A 21457-nucleotide genomic window follows, 5' to 3' on the forward strand; every position below is an offset into this window, starting at 1 on the left:
TTTGTTGTTCTAGTTGCGCGGGGGGGTGGGTTTTTGTTGGGGGGGGGGGGGGGGGGGGGGGGGGGGGGCGGGGCCCCCCGCGGGGGGGGGGGGGGGGGGGGGGGGGGGGCGGGCGGGGCCCCCCCCACCACCGGTCGGTCACATCGAGGCGAGGAGCTGCTTCATCGTCTCGATCTCGGCTGCCTGCGTGTCGACGATGGTCTGCGCCATCTCGACCGCGCCCGCGTCCTCGCCCGACTCCACCTGGGCCTGCGCCATCTCCACGGCGCCTTCGTGGTGCGCCACCATCTGCTCCAGGAAGAGGCGGTCGCCGTCGGGGCCGGTGGCGGCGCCCAGCGCCTGGAGGTCCTCCTCGGTCATCATGCCGTCCATCCCGGCATGGCCGTCGTGCTCCGCGGTGCGCTCGGCGCCCCACGTGTCGAGCCAGCCGTCGAGCTCCTCGATCTCGGGCGCCTGCGCCGCCTTGATCTGCGTGGCGAGCTCGGCCACCTGCGGGTCGGCGTCCGGCCGTGCCAGGACGACGTCCGACATCTCGATCGCCTGCTCGTGGTGCGGGATCATCATCTGCGCGAACATGACGTCCGCGTCGTTGTGGCCGGCCTGCTCGGAACCTGAGCACGCTGCCAGGGCCAGGGCCCCGGCCAGGGCGATCGCGGACATGAGGGTGCGCTTCATGGTCTTTCCTCTGCTTCTGCTTCGATCTCGGGTAGCACTCATCGGCACGACCGCGCTGGGGCACGGTCGCGCTCGTGGGGCCGGCGCGCGGTGCGCGCCGGGCCCGGGTCTACGTCCGGGAGATGCAGAGGTCGTGCAGGCTGGGCGCGGCGAGGTCGCGGACGACGGCGAGCGCCGGCGTCAGGGACATCGCGAGCTCCAGCGGGGCACGCCACAGGAGGCGCCGTACGGGGGCCACGAGGCCCAGCAGTGCGACGAGGATCATCAGGCACATCGCCATGGCGGCGTCGTGCCCGCCGCAGCCGTCGCAGCAGGAGCCCTCGTCGTCGGCGTGGCCGTCCGGCGCCTGGGGCTGGATCTGGGCCTGTACCGGGCCCGAGGTCGTGACCGGGCCGGTGGCCGCCTGCGCGGTGCCGGCTCGTTCGACGGCGACCACGGAGGTCTCGTGCGGCACGGCGTGCCCGTGCGACGTCGGCGACCCGCTCATCGAGTGCATCGTGACCACGCCGACGATGACCGTCAGGATCGCCAGCGCCCCGACGGGACCCCGGTGGGGACCGGCGAAGGCCGAACGAAGGAGCGAGATCACGCGCACGGCACGGAGGCTACCGGATCGCGGCGCGTCGACGACGCGACACCCGCCGGGCGCGGCTCAGCGCCGTCCGTCGAGCTGGGGCACGTCGACGCCCTGCGCCGCGCGTCCGACGTGCGAGCGGGCGTGCGCGACGGCGTCGTCCAGCGTGGCGAACACGTGGTTCTCGTGCCGCAGCCCCGCCAGCACGCCGACGGTCGTCAGGAGCTTCTGGTGCCGGGTCTGCACGCCCTTGACCAGTACCGTCATGCCCCGCTGCTCCAGGGCGGTGACCAGCTCGGCCAGGGCCCGGGCGCCGGTGGCGTCGACCATGCCGAGCTGTGAGAGCCGCAGGACGACCACCAGCACGTCGGCGCGCACCGAGGCGTCGGTGACCTCGCCGAGGATTCGGTCGGCGGCCCCGAAGAACATGGCGCCGTCCAGCCGGAACAGCGCGATGCGCTCGTCGCCCTCGCGCGCGGCGCCCGGCAGCGGCTCGCGGTGCACGGACGACGCGCGCGCCACCCGGCGCAGCGCGAAGAACGCCGCGACGACCAGCCCGATCTGCACGGCTTCGACGAGGTCGAACGCGACGGTGATGACGGCGGTCACCACGAACGTGACGGCGTCGGAGCGCGTGGAGCGCAGCACGGCGCGGACGGTGCCCGCGCCGATCATCCGGAACGCCGTCACCATGAGCACGCCCGCCAGGGCAGCCAGCGGGACGCGCCCCACGGGCCCGGTGGCCAGGTAGATGACCGCGAGGATCACCAGTGCGTGCACGACGGCGGCCAGGCGGGTGCGGGCACCGGAGCGCACGTTGACGGCCGTCCGCGCGATGGCTCCCGTGGCGGGCATGCCGCCGAACAGCCCCGACGCCAGCGAGGCCAGGCCCTGCCCCACGAGCTCACGGTCCGGGTGGTACACCGAGCCGGGAGACATGGTGGCCGCCACCCGCGCCGACAGCAGCGACTCGATCGCGGCCAGCGCCGCCACCGCCACCGCCGCGCCCAGCAGGTCGCCGGCCACCGCGCCGTCGAACCCCGGAAGAACCGGGGCCGGGAGGGTGTCGGGCAGGGTGCCGATGCGGGCCACGGGCGCGCCGGTCGCCTCGGCCAGCACGGTGGCGAGCGCGACCGCCACGAGTGAGGCCGGGATCGCGGCATGCAGGCGCGGCAGCAGCACCAGCACGGCCGCGACCAGCACCACGATCGCGAGCGCCCACAGCGTGCTCGTGTCCGGGGCGAGGTTCCCGACCGCACCGACGGCGGCGACCAGCGGGTTCTCCCCGGCCGGGGAGCGCTGTCCGACGGCGGCGGGGACCTGCTGCAGGAAGATGATCGCGGCGATCCCGAGGGTGAAGCCCTCGACCACCGGCCACGGGATGAACGTGACCACGCGGCCCAGCCGCAGCACCCCGGCCAGCAGCACGATCGTGCCGCCCAGCACGGTGACCAGGGCGACCGAGGCGAGCCCGTGCTCGGCGACGACAGGGGCCAGGACCACTGCCATCGCGCCGGTCGGTCCCGAGACCTGGAACCGCGAGCCGCCGAGCACCGCCGCGACGACGCCCGCGACCACCGCGGTGACCAGGCCTGCCGCGGGCCCGGTGCCGGAGCTCACGCCGAACGCGAGCGCCAGCGGCAGCGCCACGACGCCGACGGTCAGTCCCGCGAGCAGGTCCGCGCCGAGGGACCGGGGCCGCAGGTCGTAGTCGTCGCGGTGGGGGAGGAGGTCGCGGACCGTCACGGCCGGGCCGCCTCGGCCGGTGCGGTCTCGGCCGGCGTCGTCCGAGCCAGTGCCGCCTCCAGCACCGCCCGGGCGCTCGCGCCGGGCAGGGCGGGGAGCCGCCGGGCGGCGGCGAGGCGGTCGGCGTCGGCGTCCCGGCCCGCGAGGCGGTGCAGCAGGAACGCGCGCGCGACGACGAGCAGCTCGGCCACGAGCGGCTCGGTCAGCCGGTAGTGCACGGCGTTGCCCGATCGGGTCGCCTCGACCACGCCCGCCCGCTTGAGGACGGCCAGGTGCTGGGAGAGCGCCGACGGCTCGGACCCGGTCACGGTCTGCAGGCGGGAGACCGGCGCGGTGAGATCGGCGTCGGCCGCGAGCACCTCCAGCACCTGGATGCGTACCGGGTGGGCCAGGCTCTTGAAGAGCTCCGCCTTGATCGCGTAGAGGGGCTGCGTGTCCACGGCACTGAATTTAGCATTTGCTCAAACCACTCCGCCGCGTCGGGCGGGGCGATGAGTTCCGCCCGCCGTCGCCGTCAGCCCTGCGAACCGGTCCGACGAGAGGAACCCACCATGGTCACCACGCTCCGCAGCTTCAGCGGCTTCTCCGTGGACGACGCCGAGACGGCGCTCCGCTTCTACCGCGACACCCTCGGCCTGCCCGCCCGGGCCAACGACATGGGCGGCCTGGAGATCGAGCTGACCGAGGGCTCGACCGTGTTCGTCTACCCCAAGGGCGAGGCGCACGCCCCGGCGTCGTACACGGTGCTGAACCTCGTGGTGCCGGACATCGACGCCGCGGTGGCCGAGCTCGAGGCCGCTGGGGTGAGCCTGCTGCGGTACCCGGGCTTCGAGCAGGACGAGCACGGCGTGGCCCGCAGCTCCGACCCCGCCCAGGGCCCGACCATCGGCTGGATCGCCGACCCGGCCGGCAACGTCATCGGCCTGATCCAGGACTGAGCCGGACCGGCGCCTGCTGATCCTCGCTCCGCCCCGGTGAGCTCCGATATCACCCGGGAAAGTCAGTCGTGGGGCCGATCCTGGCCTGCGCGCGCAGCCCGGTCGATGGATGCTGGCAGGACGGCTCGGGCAGCCGGGCCCCAGCACCAGCGAACGGAGCGACAACGTGCCGAAGATTGTGACTGACGAGGGCATCGAGATCTTCTACAAGGACTGGGGGACGGGGCAGCCGATCGTGTTCAGCCACGGTTGGCCGCTGTCGGCGGACGACTGGGACACGCAGATGCTGTTCTTCCTGCAGCAGGGCTACCGTGTCATCGCCCACGACCGGCGCGGTCACGGCCGGTCGTCCCAGGTGGGCGACGGGCATGACATGGACCATTACGCGGACGACCTGGCCGCGGTGACCGCTCACCTGGACCTGCGTGACGCCGTGCACATCGGCCACTCCACCGGTGGTGGCGAGGTGGTCCACTACATCGCGCGGCACGGTGAGTCCCGGGTGGCCAAGGCCGCGATCATGTCCGCGGTGCCGCCGCTGATGCTGCAGACCGACGCCAACCCTGGCGGCCTGCCTTTGAGCGTGTTCGACGACCTGCGGGCCCAGCTCGCGGCGAACCGTTCGGAGTTCTACGTCGCGCTGGCCTCGGGCCCGTTCTACGGGTTCAACCGGCCGGGTGTGGAGACCCGTGAGCCGTTGGTGCGTAACTGGTGGCGGCAGGGTATGACGGGTGGTGCCAAGGCGCACTACGACGGCATCAAGGCGTTCTCGGAGACGGACTTCACCGAGGACCTGCGCAAGATCACGGTCCCGGTGCTGGTCATGCACGGCGACGACGACCAGATCGTGCCCTACGCCGACGCCGGCCCATTGTCGGCCGAGCTGTTGCAGAACGGCACGTTGAAGACCTACCAGGGCTTCCCGCACGGCATGCCGACCACGCACGCCGACGTCATCAACGCCGACCTGCTGGAGTTCATCCGCTCCTGACGCCGGCAGACCCCACCAGCAGCCGACCGTGCCGCGACGGGTGACGCCCCCACGGGCCCGCGTCATCCGTCGCGCGGCGCGGTGAGCTGCTCCGTGGTCCGTCGGGGTGTCCGCAGGGGCACCGAGCTGTACCCGAGCCTCATCAGCATCTGCGGCGCCGCGTCCATCCCCAGCGCCCGGCGCAGGTCGTGCCGCGTCGTCGGGTTCTCCAGCACGGTGGTCGCGAACGACGCGTGCACGAAGTAGGTGGTCGCGACCAGCAGCGCATGCTCCAGCGCCTGGCCCGCCGTGATCCAGTCCCGCGGGGAGTCGCCCGGCGTGGACAGCAGCGCCATCGTCGTCCGCTGCTCGAACGGGACCGTGCCCGTGCTGGCGAGGAACCGCCGCACCGGCGCGCCGTCGTCGTCAGGCGCGGGGCCCAGCAGGTCGCGCGGTATGCCGTCCGCGCGGTCCCGGTCCGTGGCCGTCCACGCCAGCTCCTCGTCCCGGGCCACCGGGTCCTCGGCGGCGAGCGACTCCGCCCGCCGCACCAGCCCCAGGACCTCGTCGCGCACCGGCTCCGAGGGCTGGATCGGCCGCAGGTCCGCGTTCTCCTCCCGGGCGGCCTGCTGGATGGACAGCAGCACGTCCGTGAACAGCGGCTGGTCGTCGAACGGCACCCGCGACGTGGTGCGCCGCGCGATCGCCACCGACAGCTCCAGCTCGTCCGTGTTCGGGATCGGACCCGGCTCCAGGTCCACCTGCGCCACCAGCAGCTCGTCGTGCGGGTCCGGCAGCAGCCGGACGACAGCGGTCAGCGACTCGCGCCGCGCCGCGGTCCGGGCGTTGAACAGGAACGCCCCGCAGCTGATCAGCATCTCCCGGCCGTGCGGGTCGCAGTGCCGCAGCTGCCGGGCCGGGTCGGCCCGGAGGGACATCGTGCGACCGGCGAAGCTCACCTTCCACGGCTGCGTGTTGTACACGCTCGGGGCGCTCGCGGCGGCCCGCAGGATCCGCTCCACCCGTGCGTCGACGACGTCCATGTCCGCTGCTCCCGTCGGTCGTGCTGCACCGTCCCGCCCAGTCTTCGCGCGAGCGCCCGCCGGGGCACGGGCCAAAGGTCCCGGTGACCGGGGCCGGACGGCCCTGCCGGGCGGCAGGCCCCGGAACGGAGCGTGGAGACAGGAAACGAGGAGCTGATGACGATGCGTGCGCTGGTGGTCTACGAGTCGATGTTCGGAAACACGCAGGCGGTGGCGCGGGCGGTCGCGGAAGGGATCGAGGCGTCGATGCACGCCGACGTCGTCGAGGTCGGGGCCGCGCCCCGCACGGTCCCGGCCGACGTCAGCCTGCTGGTCGTGGGCGGGCCGACCCATGCCTTCAGCATGTCCTGGCCCTCGACGCGGCGCGACGCCGCGGGCCGGGGCACAGCCGTCATCTCCCGCGACGAGGGCATCCGGGAGTGGCTCGGCGGGCTGCCGGGCGTGTGCACGCCGACGGCGGCCGCGGCGTTCGACACGCGCACCACGTCCCGCCTGACGGGTTCCGCGGCACGGGCGGCCGGGCGGCGGCTGGACCGGCTGGGCTACGCCCTGGTCGCGGCGCCCGCCAGCTTCCGCGTCGCCGACGTCACCGGCCCGCTGGCGGACGGTGAGCTCGACCGCGCCCACGCCTGGGGCAAGACGGTCGGCGCCGAGGTCGTGCAGCACCGGCCGACCCGGAGGATCCCGTGACCAGCCCGGTGGCCCGGCCCAGCGAGGCGGCGATGCCCATGGACGGGGGTCGGCGGCCTGCCCCCGTCGTCGTCGCCGTCGACGGGAGCGACCGCAGCGCGGGCGCCGTCCGGTATGCGATCAACGAGGCCCGGCTGCGTGGCAGCGGCATGCGCATGGTGCACGTGGTGCCGGCGCCGCTGCCCGAGAGCGGGCTGTGGCCCGCCGAGGCGGGCGACGTCGACTACCTGGAGCGCACGGGCCGCGGCATCGTGAACCGTGAGGTAGCCCGGGCCCGTGCTGCCGCCCCGGACCTCGAGATCGAGCCGGTCCTCGCGCTGGGCCCGCGCGTGGCGCAGCTGGTGACGGCGTCGTCCTCCGGTGACCTGATGGTGCTCGGCCGCGAGACCCGGCGCGGCGCCGAGCGGCTCGTCGCGCGGGCGACGACCGCCGAGGTGGTCGGGCGGGTGGACCTGCCGGTGACCGTGGTCCCCGCACGCTGGCAGGAGACCAGGCTCGGCCGCATCGTGGTGGGCATCAAGACGTTCACCAGCGCCGGCGAGCTGCTCAGCCACGCGCTGTCCACGGCGGCCGCACGGCACGCCGCGGTGCGGGTGGTGCACGCCGTGGAGGTCCCGGACCTCGCCGCGGACCTGGGCGTCGCGGACGCCTACGCCGACGACTCGGTCGCGGTCGCCACCCGGCTGCTGGAGCAGGTCGTGGGCGAGCGGTCCGCGGCCCACCCGACCGTGCCCGTCGAGACGGCCGTGCTCCCCGGGCGCCCGGACGAGGTGCTGGTCGCCGCGGCCGCGGACGCCGACGTGCTGATGGTCGCGCGCCACCACCGCGGGATGCGGCACCCGGCCCGCCTGGGCCGGGTACCGCGCGCGATCCTCACGGTGTGCGACACCCCTGTCGAGGTGCTCCCGCTGCGTCGGACGGCCGAGAACATGCCGCTCGTCCTGGAGAACGCGGGCGAGACCCTGAGGAACTGACGCCCGCCGCGCCGGGCCGGGCCAGACCTGCGAAGGTGGGAGCAGCCCAGGACCCGGCGCTAAGGACGGTCAGCGATGGACGACTACCTGTGGGTGCTCAAGGACGACGAGCTCGCGCTGGTGCGCGAGCTCGAACCCGAACGGCTCAAGGCGCTCGACGAGGACGAGCTGCTCGACCTGCACCGGCGGGTGCGCCGGGCACGCAACAAGCACGTCAAGAACTACCGGCGCAAGGCGGCGCTGGACGTGAAGGCCGCCGGCGGCCGGGGCAAGGCCGCGCCCAAGGGCGGCAAGGCCCGGTGGCGCGCCGCCGCGTTCGAGGAGGCGCTGGCGATCGTCAGCGGGCGGCTGGCGCACGTCGCGCACCTCCAGGCCGAGGCCCTCAAGGAGGAGCGGTTGGCCCGGGCGCGGTCGGGCAAGTCGTCCGGGCCGGAGATCGCCGACCACCCGCAGGGCGGCAAGGTGGGCCCTGGTCGGGACCGCGAGTACGAGAAGACCACCGGCGGCCTCAAGCGGGATGCCTCGTCCCGGGCCCAGGGCGCGCGCCGGCAGGGCAAGAAGGACAGCAGGTAGCGACACCTCATGACAGCTCCTCTCCGACCAGCGCCAGGCACTGGATGGCCGCCAGGCCGTACTGCGCGCTGGCGTTGGTCGAGAACCGTCCCTCGTCCACCGCGTTGAGCACCAGCGGCGGCTCGACGCGGACCGTCTCGAAGGAGTGGCCGGCCGGGTACCCGGCGTGGCCGGTGCGGAACTCGGTCCAGGCCCGGCGCGCCAGCGCGGGGTCGTCCAGGCGTGCCGCCGCGTAGGCGGTGGCACGCGAGTAGGACTGCCGCAGGTTGAGGCTGCCCCACGACGCGCCCGTGGCCGCCACCTGCTCGGCGGCGGTGCCGTTGTAGAGGCGGCAGAACTCGACCCACGCCGCCTCGACCTCCGGCTCGTCGACCAGGTCGATCAGCTCCGTCATCACCTCGATGAGCCCGAACACGCTGCTCAGGCTGCCGATCGACACCGACGGTCCCGCCGGTGTCGTGAACGTGCCGTCGGCCAGGTCGTAGCGCACCGACCCCTGCACCCAGTGGTTCGGCAGCGCCGCGATGGACCGCGCGCCGTTGAGCAGCTTGGTCCGCGCGATCGGGTCGCCGTTCCGCTCCCACTCGGTGAGCCACGCACCCGCCAGGGCACCCCAGTCGGTGGTCTGCCCCACGCCGAGCGCGGAGGGGTCAGGGTCGAACGGGCCGCCGCCGTTGATCTTTCGGCCCGGGTCGAGCACGAGGAACGTCCGGTCGGAGTCCACGAGCTCGTGCAGGGTGTCGCCCACCCGCTCGTCGGCCGTCAGGAAGTAGTAGAACCGCCGGTAGCTCGCGTTCGAGATGCGCACCTGCTTGGCGCTGTCACCCCAGTGCATCACGCCGTGCCGCGTGCCCAGCCCCTTCCACGTGCCCAGATGGTACTGGTCCACCTCGCCCGTGTGCCGGGTCATCGCCTCGGCGAGCCGGAACGCCGTCGCGTCGCCCGTGCGCAGGTAGTGGTACCAGAGCCACAGGTCCGTGGACAGCTCCGAGTTGTCCCACGCGTACCCGCCCACGTCGTACCGCCACTGGTGCCGGTCGCCGTCGTACTCGTGCATCACGTCGCCGTGGTCCCAGAACCCGTACCAGGACCGCTGGTCCACCTGGTCCACGTAGTAGGCGTGCATCCGGTCCAGGTTGTCCTCGATCGCCGCCCGCGCCGGGGTCGACCGGTCCGCCGGCGCCCACGACCCGAACACCCCGGCCGAGTGCACGTGCCCCGGCCCGGTGACCAGGAGCGGCGGCGTGGCGCTCGCGGCGGCCAGCTCGGTGAAGCGATCGGCGGTCGGCGTGGCGGCCAGCGCCCAGAACATCAGCTCGGTGGTGCGAGCCACGCCGTAGGGCGTGCCGAACTCGGGCTCGTAGTCCTCGTAGGTGATCTCGAGGGCGTCGAGCTGCTCGGGGTAGGAGTCCTGGCCCAGGCCGTCGTGGTAGAACCGCAGGTCCATGGCCTCGGCCCGCGGCGACCACAGCCAGACCGTCGCCTCGGCCTCGTCGGTCGCGGCGCCCGTGACCTCCAGCTCGGTGGGGTGCAGCTGCCAGAAGTCACGCATGCCGAAGGCCAGGCCGCCCGACGGCGTGCCGACGTACCCGAGCCCCGCGGCGCGGGTGCCGCCGTCGACCCGGATCCACGAGTGGCCCGGGCCGGTGCGCTTGCGGATCTCGAACCCGTGCGCCGTGAGCTGGGACAGGCTGTAGTCGCCCCACTCGGGGACCCAGTGCAGGCGGGAGGTGACGCGCTGGTCCCACGTGGCCGGGTCGGGCAGGGCACGGCCCTCGACCTGGGCCGCGCGGACGGCGGCTCCGGGGTCCCGGCGCAGGCCGGTGACACTCCGCACGGCCTCGGACAGCACGCCGCCGTCCGCCCCCGCGAACCGCACGTGGCGGTCGTAGGACGCGCCGCGCATCGGCACCGAGAACGTCACGCCGATGCCGGTGATGAAGTCGCGGTTCTCGTCGCCGTCGAACACGAAGGTGTGCACCACGCGGACGCCGTCCGAACCCGCGTACAGGTAGAACCGCAGCACGAACGGGAGCCACGCGCGCTGGCCCTTGCGGTGCCGGCCCTCGACCTTGACGACGGCGCGCACGGGCCCGGACTGCTCGACGGTCACGCGGTCGACGGCGCCGGCGAACGACTCGTGCCGCACGCTGCCGCCACGGTCGGTGTCCGGCACGTCCTGCCGCGAGACGACGAGCCGGCCGTTGCGCGCCACGTCCTGCCCGCCGCGGCGGATCGCGCGGACCACCTGGCTGCCGTTGCGGGCGAAGACCACCTGGACCGTGCCGGTGTCGACGACGATCTCGCCCGGGGTCTCCCGGACCGTGAGCCGCTTGCCGGGCGCGCTCGGCCGGCCGGCGGCCAGCCGGTACGACTCGGCCCGCGGCGCGTCAGCGCTGACGGCGTGGGCGGTCCACTTCACGCTGCCGTCCGGCCACCAGCCCGTGGGCCAGGTCTGCACCGGCACCGGATCGCCGGCCGCGGTCGTGAGCGCGAGCTGCTGGTCGGGGGCGAACGCGCCCCGCGGCCAGGGCACGCCCCAGGTGGTGCCCGCGGCCAGGGCGGCGGGGGAGCCGCCCTCCAGCCAGTGCAGGTCGACCGGGCCGTGCCCGGCCGGGACCAGGGTGGGGACGCCCTGGGCCGCGTGCGCCGTGGCGAGGCGCGGCCCGAGGGCCGCGCCCGCGCCCGCGGCCAGCGCCGAGGTCAGGACGGTACGCCGACTGATGTGAACCACGATGTTCAGCTCCTTCGCGCGAAGTGAGGTCGCCCGTCGTCGGGCGTCAGACATCCTGGGTCGGCGGCCCGCGGACCGCGGACGAACGGACAAATGCGGTCAGGCGCTCGGGCTCCGCCCGGGGCTCAGGCCGTCGTGGCGAGCTGGTCGGGCAGCACCTCGTGCAACAGGTCCTGGCCCGCGGCGAGCCGTTCCACCTCCGCGACGGCGGACGCGCCGAGCCGCCGCAGCTCGTTGCCCAGCGAGCCCGCCACATGCGGAGTCAGCAGCGCCCCGGGTGCGTCGAACAGGGGATGGTCGCGCGGCAGCGGCTCCGGGTCGGTCACGTCGAGGACGGCGCGCAGGCGGCCCGCCACGACCTCGCGGGTCAGCGCCTCGGTGTCCACCAGCTGCCCGCGCGCGGTGTTGACCAGCGTCGTCGCGTCGCGCATCCGGGCCAGCTCCCGCGCGCCGATCATCCGGTAGGTCTCCGGCAGGGCGGGCGCGTGCACCGTCACGACGTCGGACCGGGCCAGCAGCTCGTCCAGGCCCACGGCGGTGGCGCCCAGGGCGCGCGCGGCCGCGGCGTCCACCCACGGGTCGTGCAGCAGCGCGTCCATGTCGAACGGGGACAGCAGGCCCAGCACCTGGCGCCCGATCCGGGAGGCGCCGACCACGCCGACCGTCAGCCCGTTGTTGCCCAGCGGTGCCGGCGGTGACCAGCCGCGCAGCGTGCGGTCCCGGCCGTAGGCCGCGGCCGACTCCAGCACCCGCTTGCCCGCCAGCAGCACCATGGCCAGCGTGTACTCCGCGACCGGCCGGGCGTTCGCCGCGGCCGCCGTCGAGACGCGGACGCCCCGCTCCCAGACCGCGGGCGTGACGAACGACTTGACCGTGCCCGCCGTGTGCACCACGGCCCGCAGCCGCGGCGCGCGCCGCAGGAACGCCTCGTCGAGGTACGGCGCGCCCCAGCCGGTGACGAGGATGTCGGCGGTGGCCAGGTCGTCATCCTCCGCAGCGCTCGGGGTCAGCACCCCGTCGGCGACGTCGGCGGCCGCCCGCAGGCGGGCGAGCGCGGCGTCGTCGAACAGGTCGGGCAGCAGCGCCGGGTCGCGGAGCGCGAACAGCACGCGGGGCCGGGTCACGCGACGCCCCCGGGGACGACGTCGACCACACCGTCCCGCCAGCGCACCTCGATCACGCCGCGGGCGGGCACCGGCACCACGGCCTCGACGGCGTCGAGGCCCGCCGTGGGGTCCCCGGTCAGCACGACGAGCGCGGCCACCACGTCGCCCGGATCCGCCGGGGCGGCGCCGGTCAGCGACGGGACCACCGAGGCCGCCCCGAGCGGGTCGGCGCCGGTCCGGCGGTCCGCGTCCGCCCGGGACAGCCCGCGCAGCCCTCGCAGCGCCGACGTCGTCCCGTCGGCCCGGGTCACGCGCACGGTGCCACCTGCGGCCTCCACACCCAGGTCCTCGTCGGACCCCGCCGCGAGCGGCCAACCGCCCACCCGGAACACCCACGGACCGGGGTCGGCGGGCCAGGCGACGTCGGCGTCCAGGTCCGTCCCCGGCGGCGGGGCGGTGACCCCCGCCGCGGACGGCGGCGTCCACCACGCCAGGCGCACCTCCAGCGGGCCGCGCACCACGCTCGCCGTGGTGACCACCGGGCCCCGGCGCGCCGCCGCCCAGCCGGCGTGGTCACCGTCCGGCCCGGCGCCCGGCACGTCCAGCCAGTGCACGCGCGACCGCGAGACGGCGACCCGCTCGCCCAGGTGCACGCGCTCGATGCCGTCGCGGTGCGACGGCCGGCCCGCGCCGTCGAGCAGCGCCACGTGCGAGTCCGACGGAGCCGCGACGTCCGCGGTCGCGAGCTGCGGCGAGACCACGTTGGCGTAACCGACGCGGCGGTAGAAGGGGTCGTCGGCGTGCGCCTGCGCCCCCGGCTCCAGCAGCCGGTCCGAGCCGTGGTTGAGCACCCGCACGATCCCGTCCGACGGCGTCCCCACGACCAGCCACCCCGGCGCGCGCAGCGGCACCACGTGCTCGTGTCGCCAGGGCGCGGGCACGTCGTCCGGCGCCGTCCACACCGGGTGGTCCGGGGGCAGCAGCAGGCCCGCGAACCCCTTGCTCGCCCAGTACGGCGACGCCCCGCCCGAGTAGAGCTGCCGCAGCCGGTCGAACCGGCCGTGCCACCCGACCGGCAGCAGGCCGCGCTCGTCCACGGCGCCGTGCTCGAAGAAGTGCTCCGCCACCGCCGACGTCAGCGCGCCCGTCGCGCCCGGCGACAACGGCGTCGCCCCCGCGAGCGTCCCGGCCCAGAACGGGGCCAGCACCGCGAACCGGTAGGTGACCGACCGGCCCTGCAGCAGCGGGGCACCGTTCGGCCCGACCAGGTGCTGCGCCTGCTCCAGGTAGGCCCGCAGCCGCTCCGCGTGCCGCTCGGCCAGGGGCCGTCCCTCGATGCGCGCGTGCAGCACCGGGTACAGGTGCCACGCCCACCCGGCGTACCAGTCGAACGTCTGGAGCCGCCCGTCGTGGCCCCGCCCGTCCGAGTACCAGCCGTCGTCCACGTACAGCCCCTCGGCCAGCTCCTCGTTGCGGTCCAGGTCGGCCTGGTCCCACGGCCCGCCCACCGACGCCAGGAACGCCTCGATCACGTTCTGGAACCAGACCCAGTTGTTGCGGTACCCGCTGGTGCCGACCACCCCGGCGAGCCACGCGACCACGCGCTCGCGGACGTCGTGGTCCAGCCGGTCCCACAGCCAGGGTCGCGTCTCGGCCAGCCCCACCGCGACCGACGCCGCCTCCACGACGGCCTGGCGGCGCTCGTCGATGCGCGGCCAGCGCTCGGGGCTCGTGGGATCGGTGCCGTTCCGCAGCCCCTCGGCGTACCGCTCCAGCAGGCCGTGGGGGTCGCCGCCGGCCTGGCCGCGTACCCGGAAGGCCGCCAGCAGAAACGTCCGGGCGAAGCCCTCCAGCCCGTCGCTCCAGGCGCCCGAGGCGCTGACCGGCCCGGGCAGCGGCAGCAGGGCGCGGCCGGGGGAGGCGTACGGCTCGGTGGCGCGCAGCAGGTCGTCGGCGGTCGCCAGCCAGCGGTCGCGGCTCCAGCGTGGGGTGGTCTCGGGCAGTGTTCCGGCAGTGGGTGCGGTCGTCACGCGCGCATCCTCACCCGCCGCACCGCCCGGATCTGTCCGACCGGACAATTCCGGTCATCGGCTGGCTACAGTGTGGTCCGGCGTCGACGGGGATGCCGCCGGGCACGAGGAGAGAGACATGCACCTGCCGAGGAGCCGGCACGAGTACCTGCTCCGCGAGGTCGAGCTGCGGGGGAGCGTGCGCTCGGCCGAGGTCGCGGCGCGGCTGGAGGTCTCCGAGGTGACCATCCGCCGCGATATCCGGGAGCTGGAGCGCGCGGGCAAGCTCGGGCGCGTGCACGGCGGTGCCATCGCGCTGCGCTCCGACCGGGGTCCGCAGGCCGCCCAGGCGCTGGTGGGCGTGGTGGTGCCGAGCGCCGTCGCGCACTTCCTGGACACGGTCCGGGGCATGGAGGCGCTGGCGCCGTCCCTGCGCGTGCGGCTGGTGCTCGGCGTCTCGCACTACCGGTCCGAGCTGGAGGTGCAGCAGGTCGAGCGGCTCCTCGCGCTGGGGGCGACCGGCCTGGTGCTCGCCCCCACCACGCGCGACCGCAGCCCGGAGGACCTTGCCGCGTGGCTGGGCTCGATCCCCGTGCCGCTGGTGCTGGTCGAGCGGCGTATCGACGCGCTGACCAGCCTCAGCGAGCTCGACGTGGCCCGCACCGACCACGCGCACGGTGCCGTGCTCGCCGTCGAGCACCTGGCCCGGCTGGGGCACCGCCGCGTGGGCCTCGGCGTCTACGACCGGACCCCCACCGCACCCCGCGTGCGGGAGGGCCACGCCACGGCCGTGGCCCGGCTGGGCCTCGAACCGGGTCCGGACGTCGCCCTGTCCAAGGGCGACGAGGACCCGGCCCGGCTGCGGCGCGAGCTCGCCGACCTGCTGGACCGGTGCCTCGCCACCGGCACCCGGGCGGTGCTGGTGCACACCGACGACCACGCCGCGCGCCTCGTGGAGACCGCCCTGGACCGCGGCCTGCGCGTGCCCGACGACCTCGCCGTGGTGGCCTACGACGACGAGAACGCCGAGCTCGCCGCCGTGCCGCTGACCACCGTGACGACGCCGCGCCGGGAGCTGGGCCGGGAGGCGCTGCAGCTCCTGGTCGACCGCATCGCGCACGACACGGGCGAGCGCGACACCGACGTGCGCGACGGGGGCGAGCACCGCCCGCCGCGGCACATCGAGCTGCTGCCTCGGCTCACCGTGCGCGCCTCCTGCGGGGCAGTGCCCCGGCTGTGACCGCTTTTGTCCGTTCGCGCGGCGCGGTGCGTGCGGGGCTGCACGCTGTGCGCGGGTCAGGGCGTATCCGTCCTGCGACGAACACGAGCAAGGAGGCTCACATGAATCTGCACGCGAGGAGCGACCGCGGCACGGCCCGCGGTCGCGGCCACCACAGGATGGTCCGCGCCGGGGTGGCCGTGGCGGCCGTGCTGGCCGTGGCCGCGTGCTCGTCCGGCGGCTCGGGGTCGGGCGGTTCGGACCAGGACGTGTCGCTGACGTTCTCGTGGTGGGGGGACGCCAGCCGCGCCGAGCGGTACGAGCAGGCGCTGGAGATCTTCGAGGAGGACAACCCGGGGATCACCGTCCAGACCAGCTACGCGGGATTCACCGACTACTGGACCGCGCGCAACACCGAGGCCGCGAGCCGTACCCTGCCCGACGTGCTCCAGATGGACCTCGCCTACCTCACCGAGTACACCGAGTTCGGGCACGTGATCCCGCTCGACGAGTACTTCGGCGACACGATCGAGGTCGACACCATCGCCGAGCCGCTGCTCGCCTCGGGGCAGGTGGACGGCCAGACCTACGGCCTGGCCAGCAGCGCGAGCACGCTCGGCACGTTCGTCAACACGGATCTGCTCGACGAGCTCGGCGTCGACGTGCCGCAGGAGGGCCTGACCTGGGACGAGTACGACGCCCTGCTGGCCGAGATCTCCGCCGCCGGGGCCGAGCACGACCCCGCCGTCCACGGTTCGGTCGACTACACCCAGTTCTTCTGGCTGTTCCAGATCTGGCTGCAGCAGAACGGCAGGTCGCTGTTCGACGGCGAGCAGCTCGGCTTCACGCAGGACGACCTCGCCACCTGGTGGGGCAAGAGCGCCGCGATCCACGAGCAGAACGGGTTCCTGCCGACCAAGCGCCAGGAGCAGCTCTCCGGAGCGGACGCCGTCGGCGTGGGCGAGACCGCCGCCGAGATCAGCTGGGACAACTTCCTGGTCCGGTTCAGCGAGGGGCAGGCGGAGCCGAACCTGACGCTGCTGCCCGTGCCCGCCGACGACTTCGAGAACAACAGCGGCATGTTCCTCAAGCCCGGCCTCCAGCTCTCGGTCGCGGCCAACAGCGAGCACCCCGACGAGGCCGCGAAGCTCGTCGACTTCCTGGTCAACGACCCGCGCGTCGGCGAGATCTTCGGCATGTCCCGCGGCGTGCCCGCGTCGAGCGCCACGCTGGAGGGCGTCGAGCTGGACGAGCTCGACCAGCAGATCCTCGACTACGAGAGCGCGCTCGAACCCCACCTCGTGGGCTCGGCGCCGCCGCCCGTGGCCGGCCTCAGCAACCTGGAGGCCACCTTCACGACCATCGCCATGGAGGTCGCCTACGGCACGCTGACCGCGGACGAGGCGGCCGACCGCTGGTTCGCCGAGGCGGAGACCGCCCTCGCCGGGTAGCCCCGACGACACCCGGGGGCCGCGTCGATCGACTTCGGTGCGGCCCCGCCGGTGCGTTGTTACGGTGTCGGTCATGTTCTCGGACTGGAGTCGCCGGCGTGCTGATCAGCGGGTACGGCCAGGAGACGGCAGCCCGCTCCAGCGGTTCCGGTGGTGGCAGCCGCTCTCGCGCTCGCTGTTCCACCTGGAGCTGACCACCGCGGACGGACGCCCCGAGACCTGGTCGGTCGACGTCCGGCACGGCGGGGACGACAACGGCACCGTCCGCGCGAAGCTGTACCTCGACGGCCGGCTGCACGCGGTCTCGAAGCTCCCGGCCCGGTTCCCGGTGACCGGCGGCGTCATCGAGGTGGTCACCAGCGGTTTCGGCCTTCGCCGCTGCCACTACGTGTCCGACGACGGCACCGAGCGCCAGCTCGCGCCCGACGCCGCCTCGGCCGAGGGCCGCCGCGCCCGGCTGGAGCACTCGCACCCCGCCGCGGGCCGGTTCATCGGGCTGGTCTCCGTCGTCGTCCTGGTGATCGGCCTGGTCCTCGGGGTGCCGCAGATCGTCCAGGAGGTCTCCCAGTTCCCGCCGATCGCCGAGCGGATCGGCAGCACCTTCACGTCGCCGGTCCGGCTGCCCGGGTGGCTCAACCTCTCGATCCTGGTCGCCACGCTGGTGGCGAGCACCGAGCGCGCCCTGCGCCTGCGCTACAACTGGCTGCTCGACGGCGGCCTGTTCGACGGCGACGGCTGAACCCCGGCCGGACTCGCCGGTCCGAGCGGGCGAGCGCACAGTTGGTGTGACGGCACGCCGGCGGCCGGCGTCGACGGCCGGCTGATGCGCGGGAGGCGTCATGACCTATGAGATCGGCTACCTGGTCGGCAGCCTGGCCAAGGGATCCATCAACCGCACGCTGTCGAGGGCGCTGATCGCCTCGGCGCCCGACGACCTGTCGTTCACCGAGATCCCCATCGGCGACCTGCCCCTGTACAGCTGGGACTACGACGCCGACTTCCCGCCCGAGGGCCGCCGGTTCAAGGCGGCGCTCGAGGCCTCGGACGGGCTGCTGTTCGTGTCCCCGGAGTACAACCGGTCCATCCCGGGTGCCCTGAAGAACGCCATAGACTGGGGCTCGCGGCCCTGGGGCCAGAACTCGTTCGCCCGCAAGCCGACCGGCATCATCGGGGCCTCGCCGGGCGGCATCGGCACGGCCGTGATGCAGTCGTCGATGCGCGGCGTGCTCAGCTTCCTCGACGCGCCCCAGCTCAACGCCCCCGAGGCCTACATCACCTACGACGCCGCGGACTTCGGTCCGGACGGCACCGTGGTCAACGAGGCGACGGCGACGTTCCTGCGGCACTACATGTCGGAGTACTGCGCCTTCGTCCAGCGGGTCCTGGCCGCCAACGCCCCGGGACACATCGGCGACGAGGACCCCGCCTCGACCAAGTAGCCGGCCGGCTGAGGCGCGGGCGGCGACGTGCCCGCCCGCGCCCCACCCCGGGTGTCAGCCGACGCGGATGAACGTCGGGCTGGACTGCCAGATGCTGGTGTACCGGACGCTCTTGCCGGGGACCGGCGCCTCGATCTGCATGCCGTCACCGGCGTAGATCGCGATGTGCCCGGGCGACCAGATCATGTCGCCCGGCTGCGCCTCGGACCACGGCACCACGGTGCCGGCGTACCGCTGCTCGGACGACGTGCGCGGCAGGTCGATGCCGACCTGCGCGTACACGTACGACGTGAAGCCCGAGCAGTCGAACCCCGCCGGGGTGTTGCCGCCCCACACGTAGGGCACCCCGAGGTAGCGCATCGCGACGGAGACGACGGCGGAGCCCGCCGCGGACGCCGGGACGTCGACCGCCGCGGCCTGTTCGGCCGCAGCTGCGGCCGCTGCTTCGGCGGCCTCCTCCGCGGCCTCGGCCTCCGCCTCGGCGGCGAGCTGGGCCTGGTACTCCTCGTTGTCCGCGGCGGAGACCACGGACACGGCCGCGCTCTCGACCCTCAGCTCGGCGTCGGTGGCGACGGTCACCACCGGTGCGGCGGCCACCGACGCCTTGGCCTGGGTGGCCAGGGCGTCCAGGGCTGCCGCGTCGAGCGCGCCCTGGACGGGGCTGCCGGCCAGCTCGGCGTTGACCGCCGCGGGGGCGGGCGCGGCCTGGGCGGGCGGCGCGATCAGCGACAGCAGCACGCCGCCGCCGGCGGCCGCAACCACGGCGCCGCGGCCGGTGAGGGCGCTGACGTCGGACAGGAGGGGGCGGCGTACCGCCCGGTGCCGACCGCGAGCACGCGGGGTGGTGGCCGGCTGGTTCTGGGGATCCATCAAGGCTCAAGACCTTTCGTTCGGAGGTGGACCACGCGCGCGACCCGGGTGCGGGCGCGCGAGAGACGCCCGGCACCGTGCGGTGCCGGAGCGTGGTGGTGGTCTACGTCCGGGAGATCCCCAGGGCGTGCAACGACGGCGGGACCGGGGCGGCCACGCCGTCGGCCGTGCGGTGGTCCAGGTAGGCCGCGGCGGGCGCCGTCCGCTGCACGGTGCGCTCGGGCAGCACGGCCGAGACGACGGGGGAGGGCCGCAGCGGGTCGCACTGCGCCGACGTCGAGTGGTGGTCTCCGCAGCCGTGCGACTCGTCGCCCAGCGGCTCGGATGCCGTCCCTGGGACGGGGGCCGCAGAGACGACGGCCGGGACCTCGCCGTGCCCGTGGCCGGCGTGGCCGCGGTCGAGGTGGACGCTGCACAGCACGTGCACGCTGACCAGCGCGAGCGCTACGAACATGACCGACAGCACGCTCATCGAACCGCGCCGGGCACCGGCGAGGAAGGGGCGGAGGCGGCGGGTCGGGTTCATGGCGCGACAACACTAACCGACCTGGCAGGCGGCTCGCCCCGCCCGGTGCCCGTCAGATCCAGCCGCGCTCCTGCGCGAGGAGCACGGCCTGCTGCCGGGTCTCGACCGCGAGCTTGCCCAGCACGGTGGAGACGTGGTTGCGCACCGTGCCCGGGGCGAGCGAGAGGGTGCGCGCGATCTGGCGCGTCGTCTCGCCGTTCCGGCCCGCGCGCAGCACGTCCAGCTCGCGGTCGGTCAGCGGCGAGCGCTCGTCGCTCAGCGCGTCGGCGGCGACCTCGGGGTCGACGTACCGCCCGCCGGCCGCGACCCGGCGGATCACGGCCGCGACCTCGTCGGCGCCGCGCGACTTGGGCAGGAACCCTGCGGCCCCCGAGGCCAGCGCGCGGCGCAGGACGCCGGGCCGGGCGTGCCTGGTGACGATCACGCAGCGGGTGGCGGTCGTGCGGTTCAGGCGCTCGGCGACCTCCACGCCGTCGAGGCGCGGCATCTCGAGGTCCAGCAGGCACACGTCCGGCCTGAGGCGCGTGGCCTCGGCCACGGCCTCGGCGCCGTCGGCGCACTCCGCGACGACCTCGATGTCCGGTTCCAGGCGCAGCAGCGCGGCCAGGGCCGACCGGATCATCCCCTCGTCGTCGGCCAGCAGCACTCGGATCATCCTGCGTTCTCTCCTTCGCTGGGAACGGTCACGGTCACGGTGAACGAGCCGTGCTCGCGCCGCACGTCCAGGTGGCCGCCCACCTCGGCGGCCCGGCGCGCGATGCCCTCCAGGCCCGCTCCGCCGGAAGCCCCGGCGGGGTCGGCGACGGCGACGGCGTCGCTGCCGTCCGCGACGTCGTTGGCGATCTCGTACAGCCACGACCCGTTCGACCGCGACAGGTCCAGCCGGGCCCACCGGCCGCCACCGTGGCGCAGCACGTTCGTCGTCGTCTCCCGGATCACCGGACCGAGGGCGGACGCCGGCGCCTGCGGCGAGTCCGGGTCCACCGTGGCCTCGGTGACCGTGCCCGCGGCGCGCAGCAGGTCCACCGCGTTGGCGATCTCGTCGCGCAGCGGCACGGAGCGGAAGCGTGTGGCGAGGTCGCGTGTGCCCTGGCGTGCGTCGCCGACGCTGGCGCGCGCCGCGCGCAGCTGCTCCATGCCGGCGGCCGGGTCCTGCGGCATGAGCCGCTCGGCGAGCTCGAGCTGGAGCGCGATCACCTGGAGATGGTGCCCCTGCAGGTCGTGGACGTCGGTCGCGACGCGCAGGCGCTCCTGGGTCGCGGCGAGTCGCGCCTCCGAGGCGCGGGCCTTGTCCAGCGTGACGAGCACGTCCCACCACCACAGCGACGAGACCGATGTGATCGGCAGGATGGTGGACAGGAAGGCGAGCTGGAACGCGCTCGGCGCGCTGTCCGCCCCGAGCGACTGGTTGCCGTCGACCACCCACAGCAGGACGAGCAGGGCGGTAGCGGCCACCACCACCCGCAGGCGCACCCCGGGCGGCCAGTTCAGGAGGATCACCGCCTGGAGCACGGGCAGCGCCAGCACCACCCACATCCCGGTGGCGTACCCGGCGCCGAGTCCGTACACCACACCGACCAGCAGCGACGGAAGGTGCTGTCGGGGAACCAGCAGCGGCGCGTCCTCGGCCCGGTGCCGGTAGGCGGCCACGGGCAGCAGCGTCGCCAGCCACCACAGCAGCCCGCCGACCGCGACGGCGAGCGTGGTGAGCGCGTCGCGCTCGTCCTCGACCAGGACGACGACCGTCAGGAGCACGGCGATCAGCTCGAACGAGACGACCCCCAGCGCCATGTACCACCAGGTCGCGCTGACGCTCCGGGTCAGGCGCAGGGCGCTGCGGGCGTCGACCGGCGTCGGTGCGGGGCCCGCATCAACGGGTCTGCTGCTCATCCGCCCAGGCTACGGGCATGACACATGTCA

21 protein-coding genes are annotated in these 21457 nt (G+C 74.5%); 9 read left to right on the forward strand and 12 right to left on the reverse strand.

Features of this window, described 5'->3' with window-relative positions; all coding sequences use genetic code 11:
* Positions 1-138: 138 nt before the first annotated feature.
* The 4 genes from ACH47X_RS18830 to ACH47X_RS18845 form a co-directional block, all read right to left on the reverse strand.
* Positions 139-675, reverse strand: coding sequence for a DUF305 domain-containing protein (locus tag ACH47X_RS18830; protein WP_397406054.1), 537 nt, complete (start codon positions 673-675; stop codon positions 139-141).
* A gap of 109 nt (positions 676-784) precedes the next feature.
* Positions 785-1270, reverse strand: a complete 486-nt coding sequence (locus ACH47X_RS18835) for a hypothetical protein (protein ID WP_397406055.1) — start codon at positions 1268-1270, stop codon at positions 785-787.
* 57 nt (positions 1271-1327) lie between these two features.
* Positions 1328-2995 (reverse strand): SulP family inorganic anion transporter, encoded by a 1668-nt coding sequence (locus ACH47X_RS18840; RefSeq protein WP_397406056.1) that lies wholly within the window; start codon positions 2993-2995, stop codon positions 1328-1330.
* Positions 2992-3435 (reverse strand): ArsR/SmtB family transcription factor, encoded by a 444-nt coding sequence (locus ACH47X_RS18845; protein WP_397406057.1) that lies wholly within the window; start codon positions 3433-3435, stop codon positions 2992-2994. Before ACH47X_RS18845 ends, ACH47X_RS18840 begins: the two co-directional genes overlap by 4 nt.
* A gap of 111 nt (positions 3436-3546) precedes the next feature.
* On the opposite strand from ACH47X_RS18845, the gene ACH47X_RS18850 reads away from it, so the two are divergent.
* Both ACH47X_RS18850 and ACH47X_RS18855 read left to right on the forward strand, forming a co-directional pair.
* Positions 3547-3933: a VOC family protein gene (locus tag ACH47X_RS18850; RefSeq protein ID WP_397406058.1), complete on the forward strand. Its 387-nt coding sequence runs from the start codon at positions 3547-3549 to the stop codon at positions 3931-3933.
* A gap of 166 nt (positions 3934-4099) precedes the next feature.
* Entirely contained in the window at positions 4100-4924 is an 825-nt protein-coding gene (locus tag ACH47X_RS18855; protein ID WP_397406059.1) for an alpha/beta fold hydrolase, read from the forward strand.
* A gap of 62 nt (positions 4925-4986) precedes the next feature.
* Here ACH47X_RS18855 and ACH47X_RS18860 read toward each other — a convergent pair whose 3' ends face one another.
* Positions 4987-5946, reverse strand: a complete 960-nt coding sequence (locus ACH47X_RS18860) for an Acg family FMN-binding oxidoreductase (protein WP_397406060.1) — start codon at positions 5944-5946, stop codon at positions 4987-4989.
* Positions 5947-6078: 132 nt separating this feature from the next.
* Here ACH47X_RS18860 and ACH47X_RS18865 point away from each other — a divergent pair, with 132 nt between their 5' ends.
* From ACH47X_RS18865 to ACH47X_RS18875, 3 genes are all read left to right on the forward strand, one after another.
* The gene (locus ACH47X_RS18865) at positions 6079-6636 is read left to right on the forward strand and encodes a flavodoxin family protein (RefSeq protein WP_397406061.1); all 558 of its coding nucleotides are present in this window, start codon (positions 6079-6081) and stop codon (positions 6634-6636) included.
* The gene (locus ACH47X_RS18870) at positions 6633-7610 is read left to right on the forward strand and encodes a universal stress protein (protein ID WP_397406062.1); all 978 of its coding nucleotides are present in this window, start codon (positions 6633-6635) and stop codon (positions 7608-7610) included. The genes ACH47X_RS18865 and ACH47X_RS18870 overlap by 4 nt, the downstream gene beginning before the upstream one ends.
* Positions 7611-7685: 75 nt before the next feature.
* Positions 7686-8183 (forward strand): hypothetical protein, encoded by a 498-nt coding sequence (locus tag ACH47X_RS18875; RefSeq protein WP_397406063.1) that lies wholly within the window; start codon positions 7686-7688, stop codon positions 8181-8183.
* A 7-nt stretch (positions 8184-8190) separates the two neighbouring features.
* On the opposite strand, the gene ACH47X_RS18880 is transcribed toward ACH47X_RS18875, so the two are convergent.
* The 3 genes from ACH47X_RS18880 to ACH47X_RS18890 form a co-directional block, all read right to left on the reverse strand.
* Positions 8191-10917 carry an exo-rhamnogalacturonan lyase family protein gene (locus ACH47X_RS18880; RefSeq protein ID WP_397406064.1) on the reverse strand — a complete coding sequence of 909 codons (2727 nt, stop codon included), beginning with the start codon at positions 10915-10917 and terminating at the stop codon, positions 8191-8193.
* 125 nt (positions 10918-11042) lie between these two features.
* A complete protein-coding gene (locus ACH47X_RS18885; protein WP_397406065.1) occupies positions 11043-12041 on the reverse strand; it encodes a hydroxyacid dehydrogenase in 999 nt (332 codons plus the stop codon).
* On the reverse strand, positions 12038-14053 hold the full coding sequence (locus ACH47X_RS18890) for a DUF2264 domain-containing protein (RefSeq protein ID WP_397406066.1): 2016 nt from the start codon (positions 14051-14053) through the stop codon (positions 12038-12040). Before ACH47X_RS18890 ends, ACH47X_RS18885 begins: the two co-directional genes overlap by 4 nt.
* A 118-nt stretch (positions 14054-14171) precedes the next feature.
* On the opposite strand from ACH47X_RS18890, the gene ACH47X_RS18895 reads away from it, so the two are divergent.
* The 4 genes from ACH47X_RS18895 to ACH47X_RS18910 all read left to right on the forward strand — a co-directional run bounded on the left by ACH47X_RS18895 (position 14172) and on the right by ACH47X_RS18910 (position 18141).
* Positions 14172-15272 (forward strand): LacI family DNA-binding transcriptional regulator, encoded by a 1101-nt coding sequence (locus ACH47X_RS18895; protein WP_397406067.1) that lies wholly within the window; start codon positions 14172-14174, stop codon positions 15270-15272.
* A 101-nt stretch (positions 15273-15373) separates the two neighbouring features.
* Positions 15374-16702 (forward strand): ABC transporter substrate-binding protein, encoded by a 1329-nt coding sequence (locus ACH47X_RS18900; protein WP_397406068.1) that lies wholly within the window; start codon positions 15374-15376, stop codon positions 16700-16702.
* 73 nt (positions 16703-16775) lie between these two features.
* Positions 16776-17441 carry a hypothetical protein gene (locus ACH47X_RS18905; protein WP_397406069.1) on the forward strand — a complete coding sequence of 222 codons (666 nt, stop codon included), beginning with the start codon at positions 16776-16778 and terminating at the stop codon, positions 17439-17441.
* 100 nt (positions 17442-17541) lie between these two features.
* Positions 17542-18141, forward strand: a complete 600-nt coding sequence (locus tag ACH47X_RS18910) for an NADPH-dependent FMN reductase (protein ID WP_142035897.1) — start codon at positions 17542-17544, stop codon at positions 18139-18141.
* Between the two features lie 54 nt (positions 18142-18195).
* On the opposite strand, the gene ACH47X_RS18915 is transcribed toward ACH47X_RS18910, so the two are convergent.
* From ACH47X_RS18915 to ACH47X_RS18930, 4 genes are all read right to left on the reverse strand, one after another.
* Positions 18196-19011 carry a C40 family peptidase gene (locus ACH47X_RS18915; protein WP_397406070.1) on the reverse strand — a complete coding sequence of 272 codons (816 nt, stop codon included), beginning with the start codon at positions 19009-19011 and terminating at the stop codon, positions 18196-18198.
* 103 nt (positions 19012-19114) lie between these two features.
* Entirely contained in the window at positions 19115-19537 is a 423-nt protein-coding gene (locus ACH47X_RS18920; RefSeq protein WP_397406071.1) for a hypothetical protein, read from the reverse strand.
* Between the two features lie 52 nt (positions 19538-19589).
* Complete coding sequence (locus ACH47X_RS18925; protein WP_142035888.1) at positions 19590-20192, reverse strand: response regulator; 603 nt, start codon at positions 20190-20192, stop codon at positions 19590-19592.
* Complete coding sequence (locus ACH47X_RS18930; RefSeq protein WP_397406072.1) at positions 20189-21427, reverse strand: sensor histidine kinase; 1239 nt, start codon at positions 21425-21427, stop codon at positions 20189-20191. Before ACH47X_RS18930 ends, ACH47X_RS18925 begins: the two co-directional genes overlap by 4 nt.
* Positions 21428-21457 lie beyond the last annotated feature (30 nt).

It is taken from the genome of Promicromonospora kroppenstedtii (assembly GCF_044389675.1).
Lineage (GTDB): Bacteria > Actinomycetota > Actinomycetes > Actinomycetales > Cellulomonadaceae > Promicromonospora > Promicromonospora kroppenstedtii.

Bases quoted from the DNA above. Each gene is read 5' to 3' on its own strand.
- ACH47X_RS18925 (WP_142035888.1), bottom strand. From the start codon at position 20,192: ATGATCCGAGTGCTGCTGGCCGACGACGAGGGGATGATCCGGTCGGCC.
- ACH47X_RS18830 (WP_397406054.1), bottom strand. From the start codon at position 675: ATGAAGCGCACCCTCATGTCCGCGATCGCCCTGGCCGGGGCCCTGGCC.
- ACH47X_RS18900 (WP_397406068.1), top strand. From the start codon at position 15,374: ATGAATCTGCACGCGAGGAGCGACCGCGGCACGGCCCGCGGTCGCGGC.
- ACH47X_RS18920 (WP_397406071.1), bottom strand. From the start codon at position 19,537: ATGAACCCGACCCGCCGCCTCCGCCCCTTCCTCGCCGGTGCCCGGCGC.
- ACH47X_RS18850 (WP_397406058.1), top strand. From the start codon at position 3,547: ATGGTCACCACGCTCCGCAGCTTCAGCGGCTTCTCCGTGGACGACGCC.
- ACH47X_RS18875 (WP_397406063.1), top strand. From the start codon at position 7,686: ATGGACGACTACCTGTGGGTGCTCAAGGACGACGAGCTCGCGCTGGTG.
- ACH47X_RS18915 (WP_397406070.1), bottom strand. From the start codon at position 19,011: ATGGATCCCCAGAACCAGCCGGCCACCACCCCGCGTGCTCGCGGTCGG.
- ACH47X_RS18895 (WP_397406067.1), top strand. From the start codon at position 14,172: ATGCACCTGCCGAGGAGCCGGCACGAGTACCTGCTCCGCGAGGTCGAG.
- ACH47X_RS18930 (WP_397406072.1), bottom strand. From the start codon at position 21,427: ATGAGCAGCAGACCCGTTGATGCGGGCCCCGCACCGACGCCGGTCGAC.
- ACH47X_RS18910 (WP_142035897.1), top strand. From the start codon at position 17,542: ATGACCTATGAGATCGGCTACCTGGTCGGCAGCCTGGCCAAGGGATCC.
- ACH47X_RS18860 (WP_397406060.1), bottom strand. From the start codon at position 5,946: ATGGACGTCGTCGACGCACGGGTGGAGCGGATCCTGCGGGCCGCCGCG.
- ACH47X_RS18905 (WP_397406069.1), top strand. From the start codon at position 16,776: ATGTTCTCGGACTGGAGTCGCCGGCGTGCTGATCAGCGGGTACGGCCA.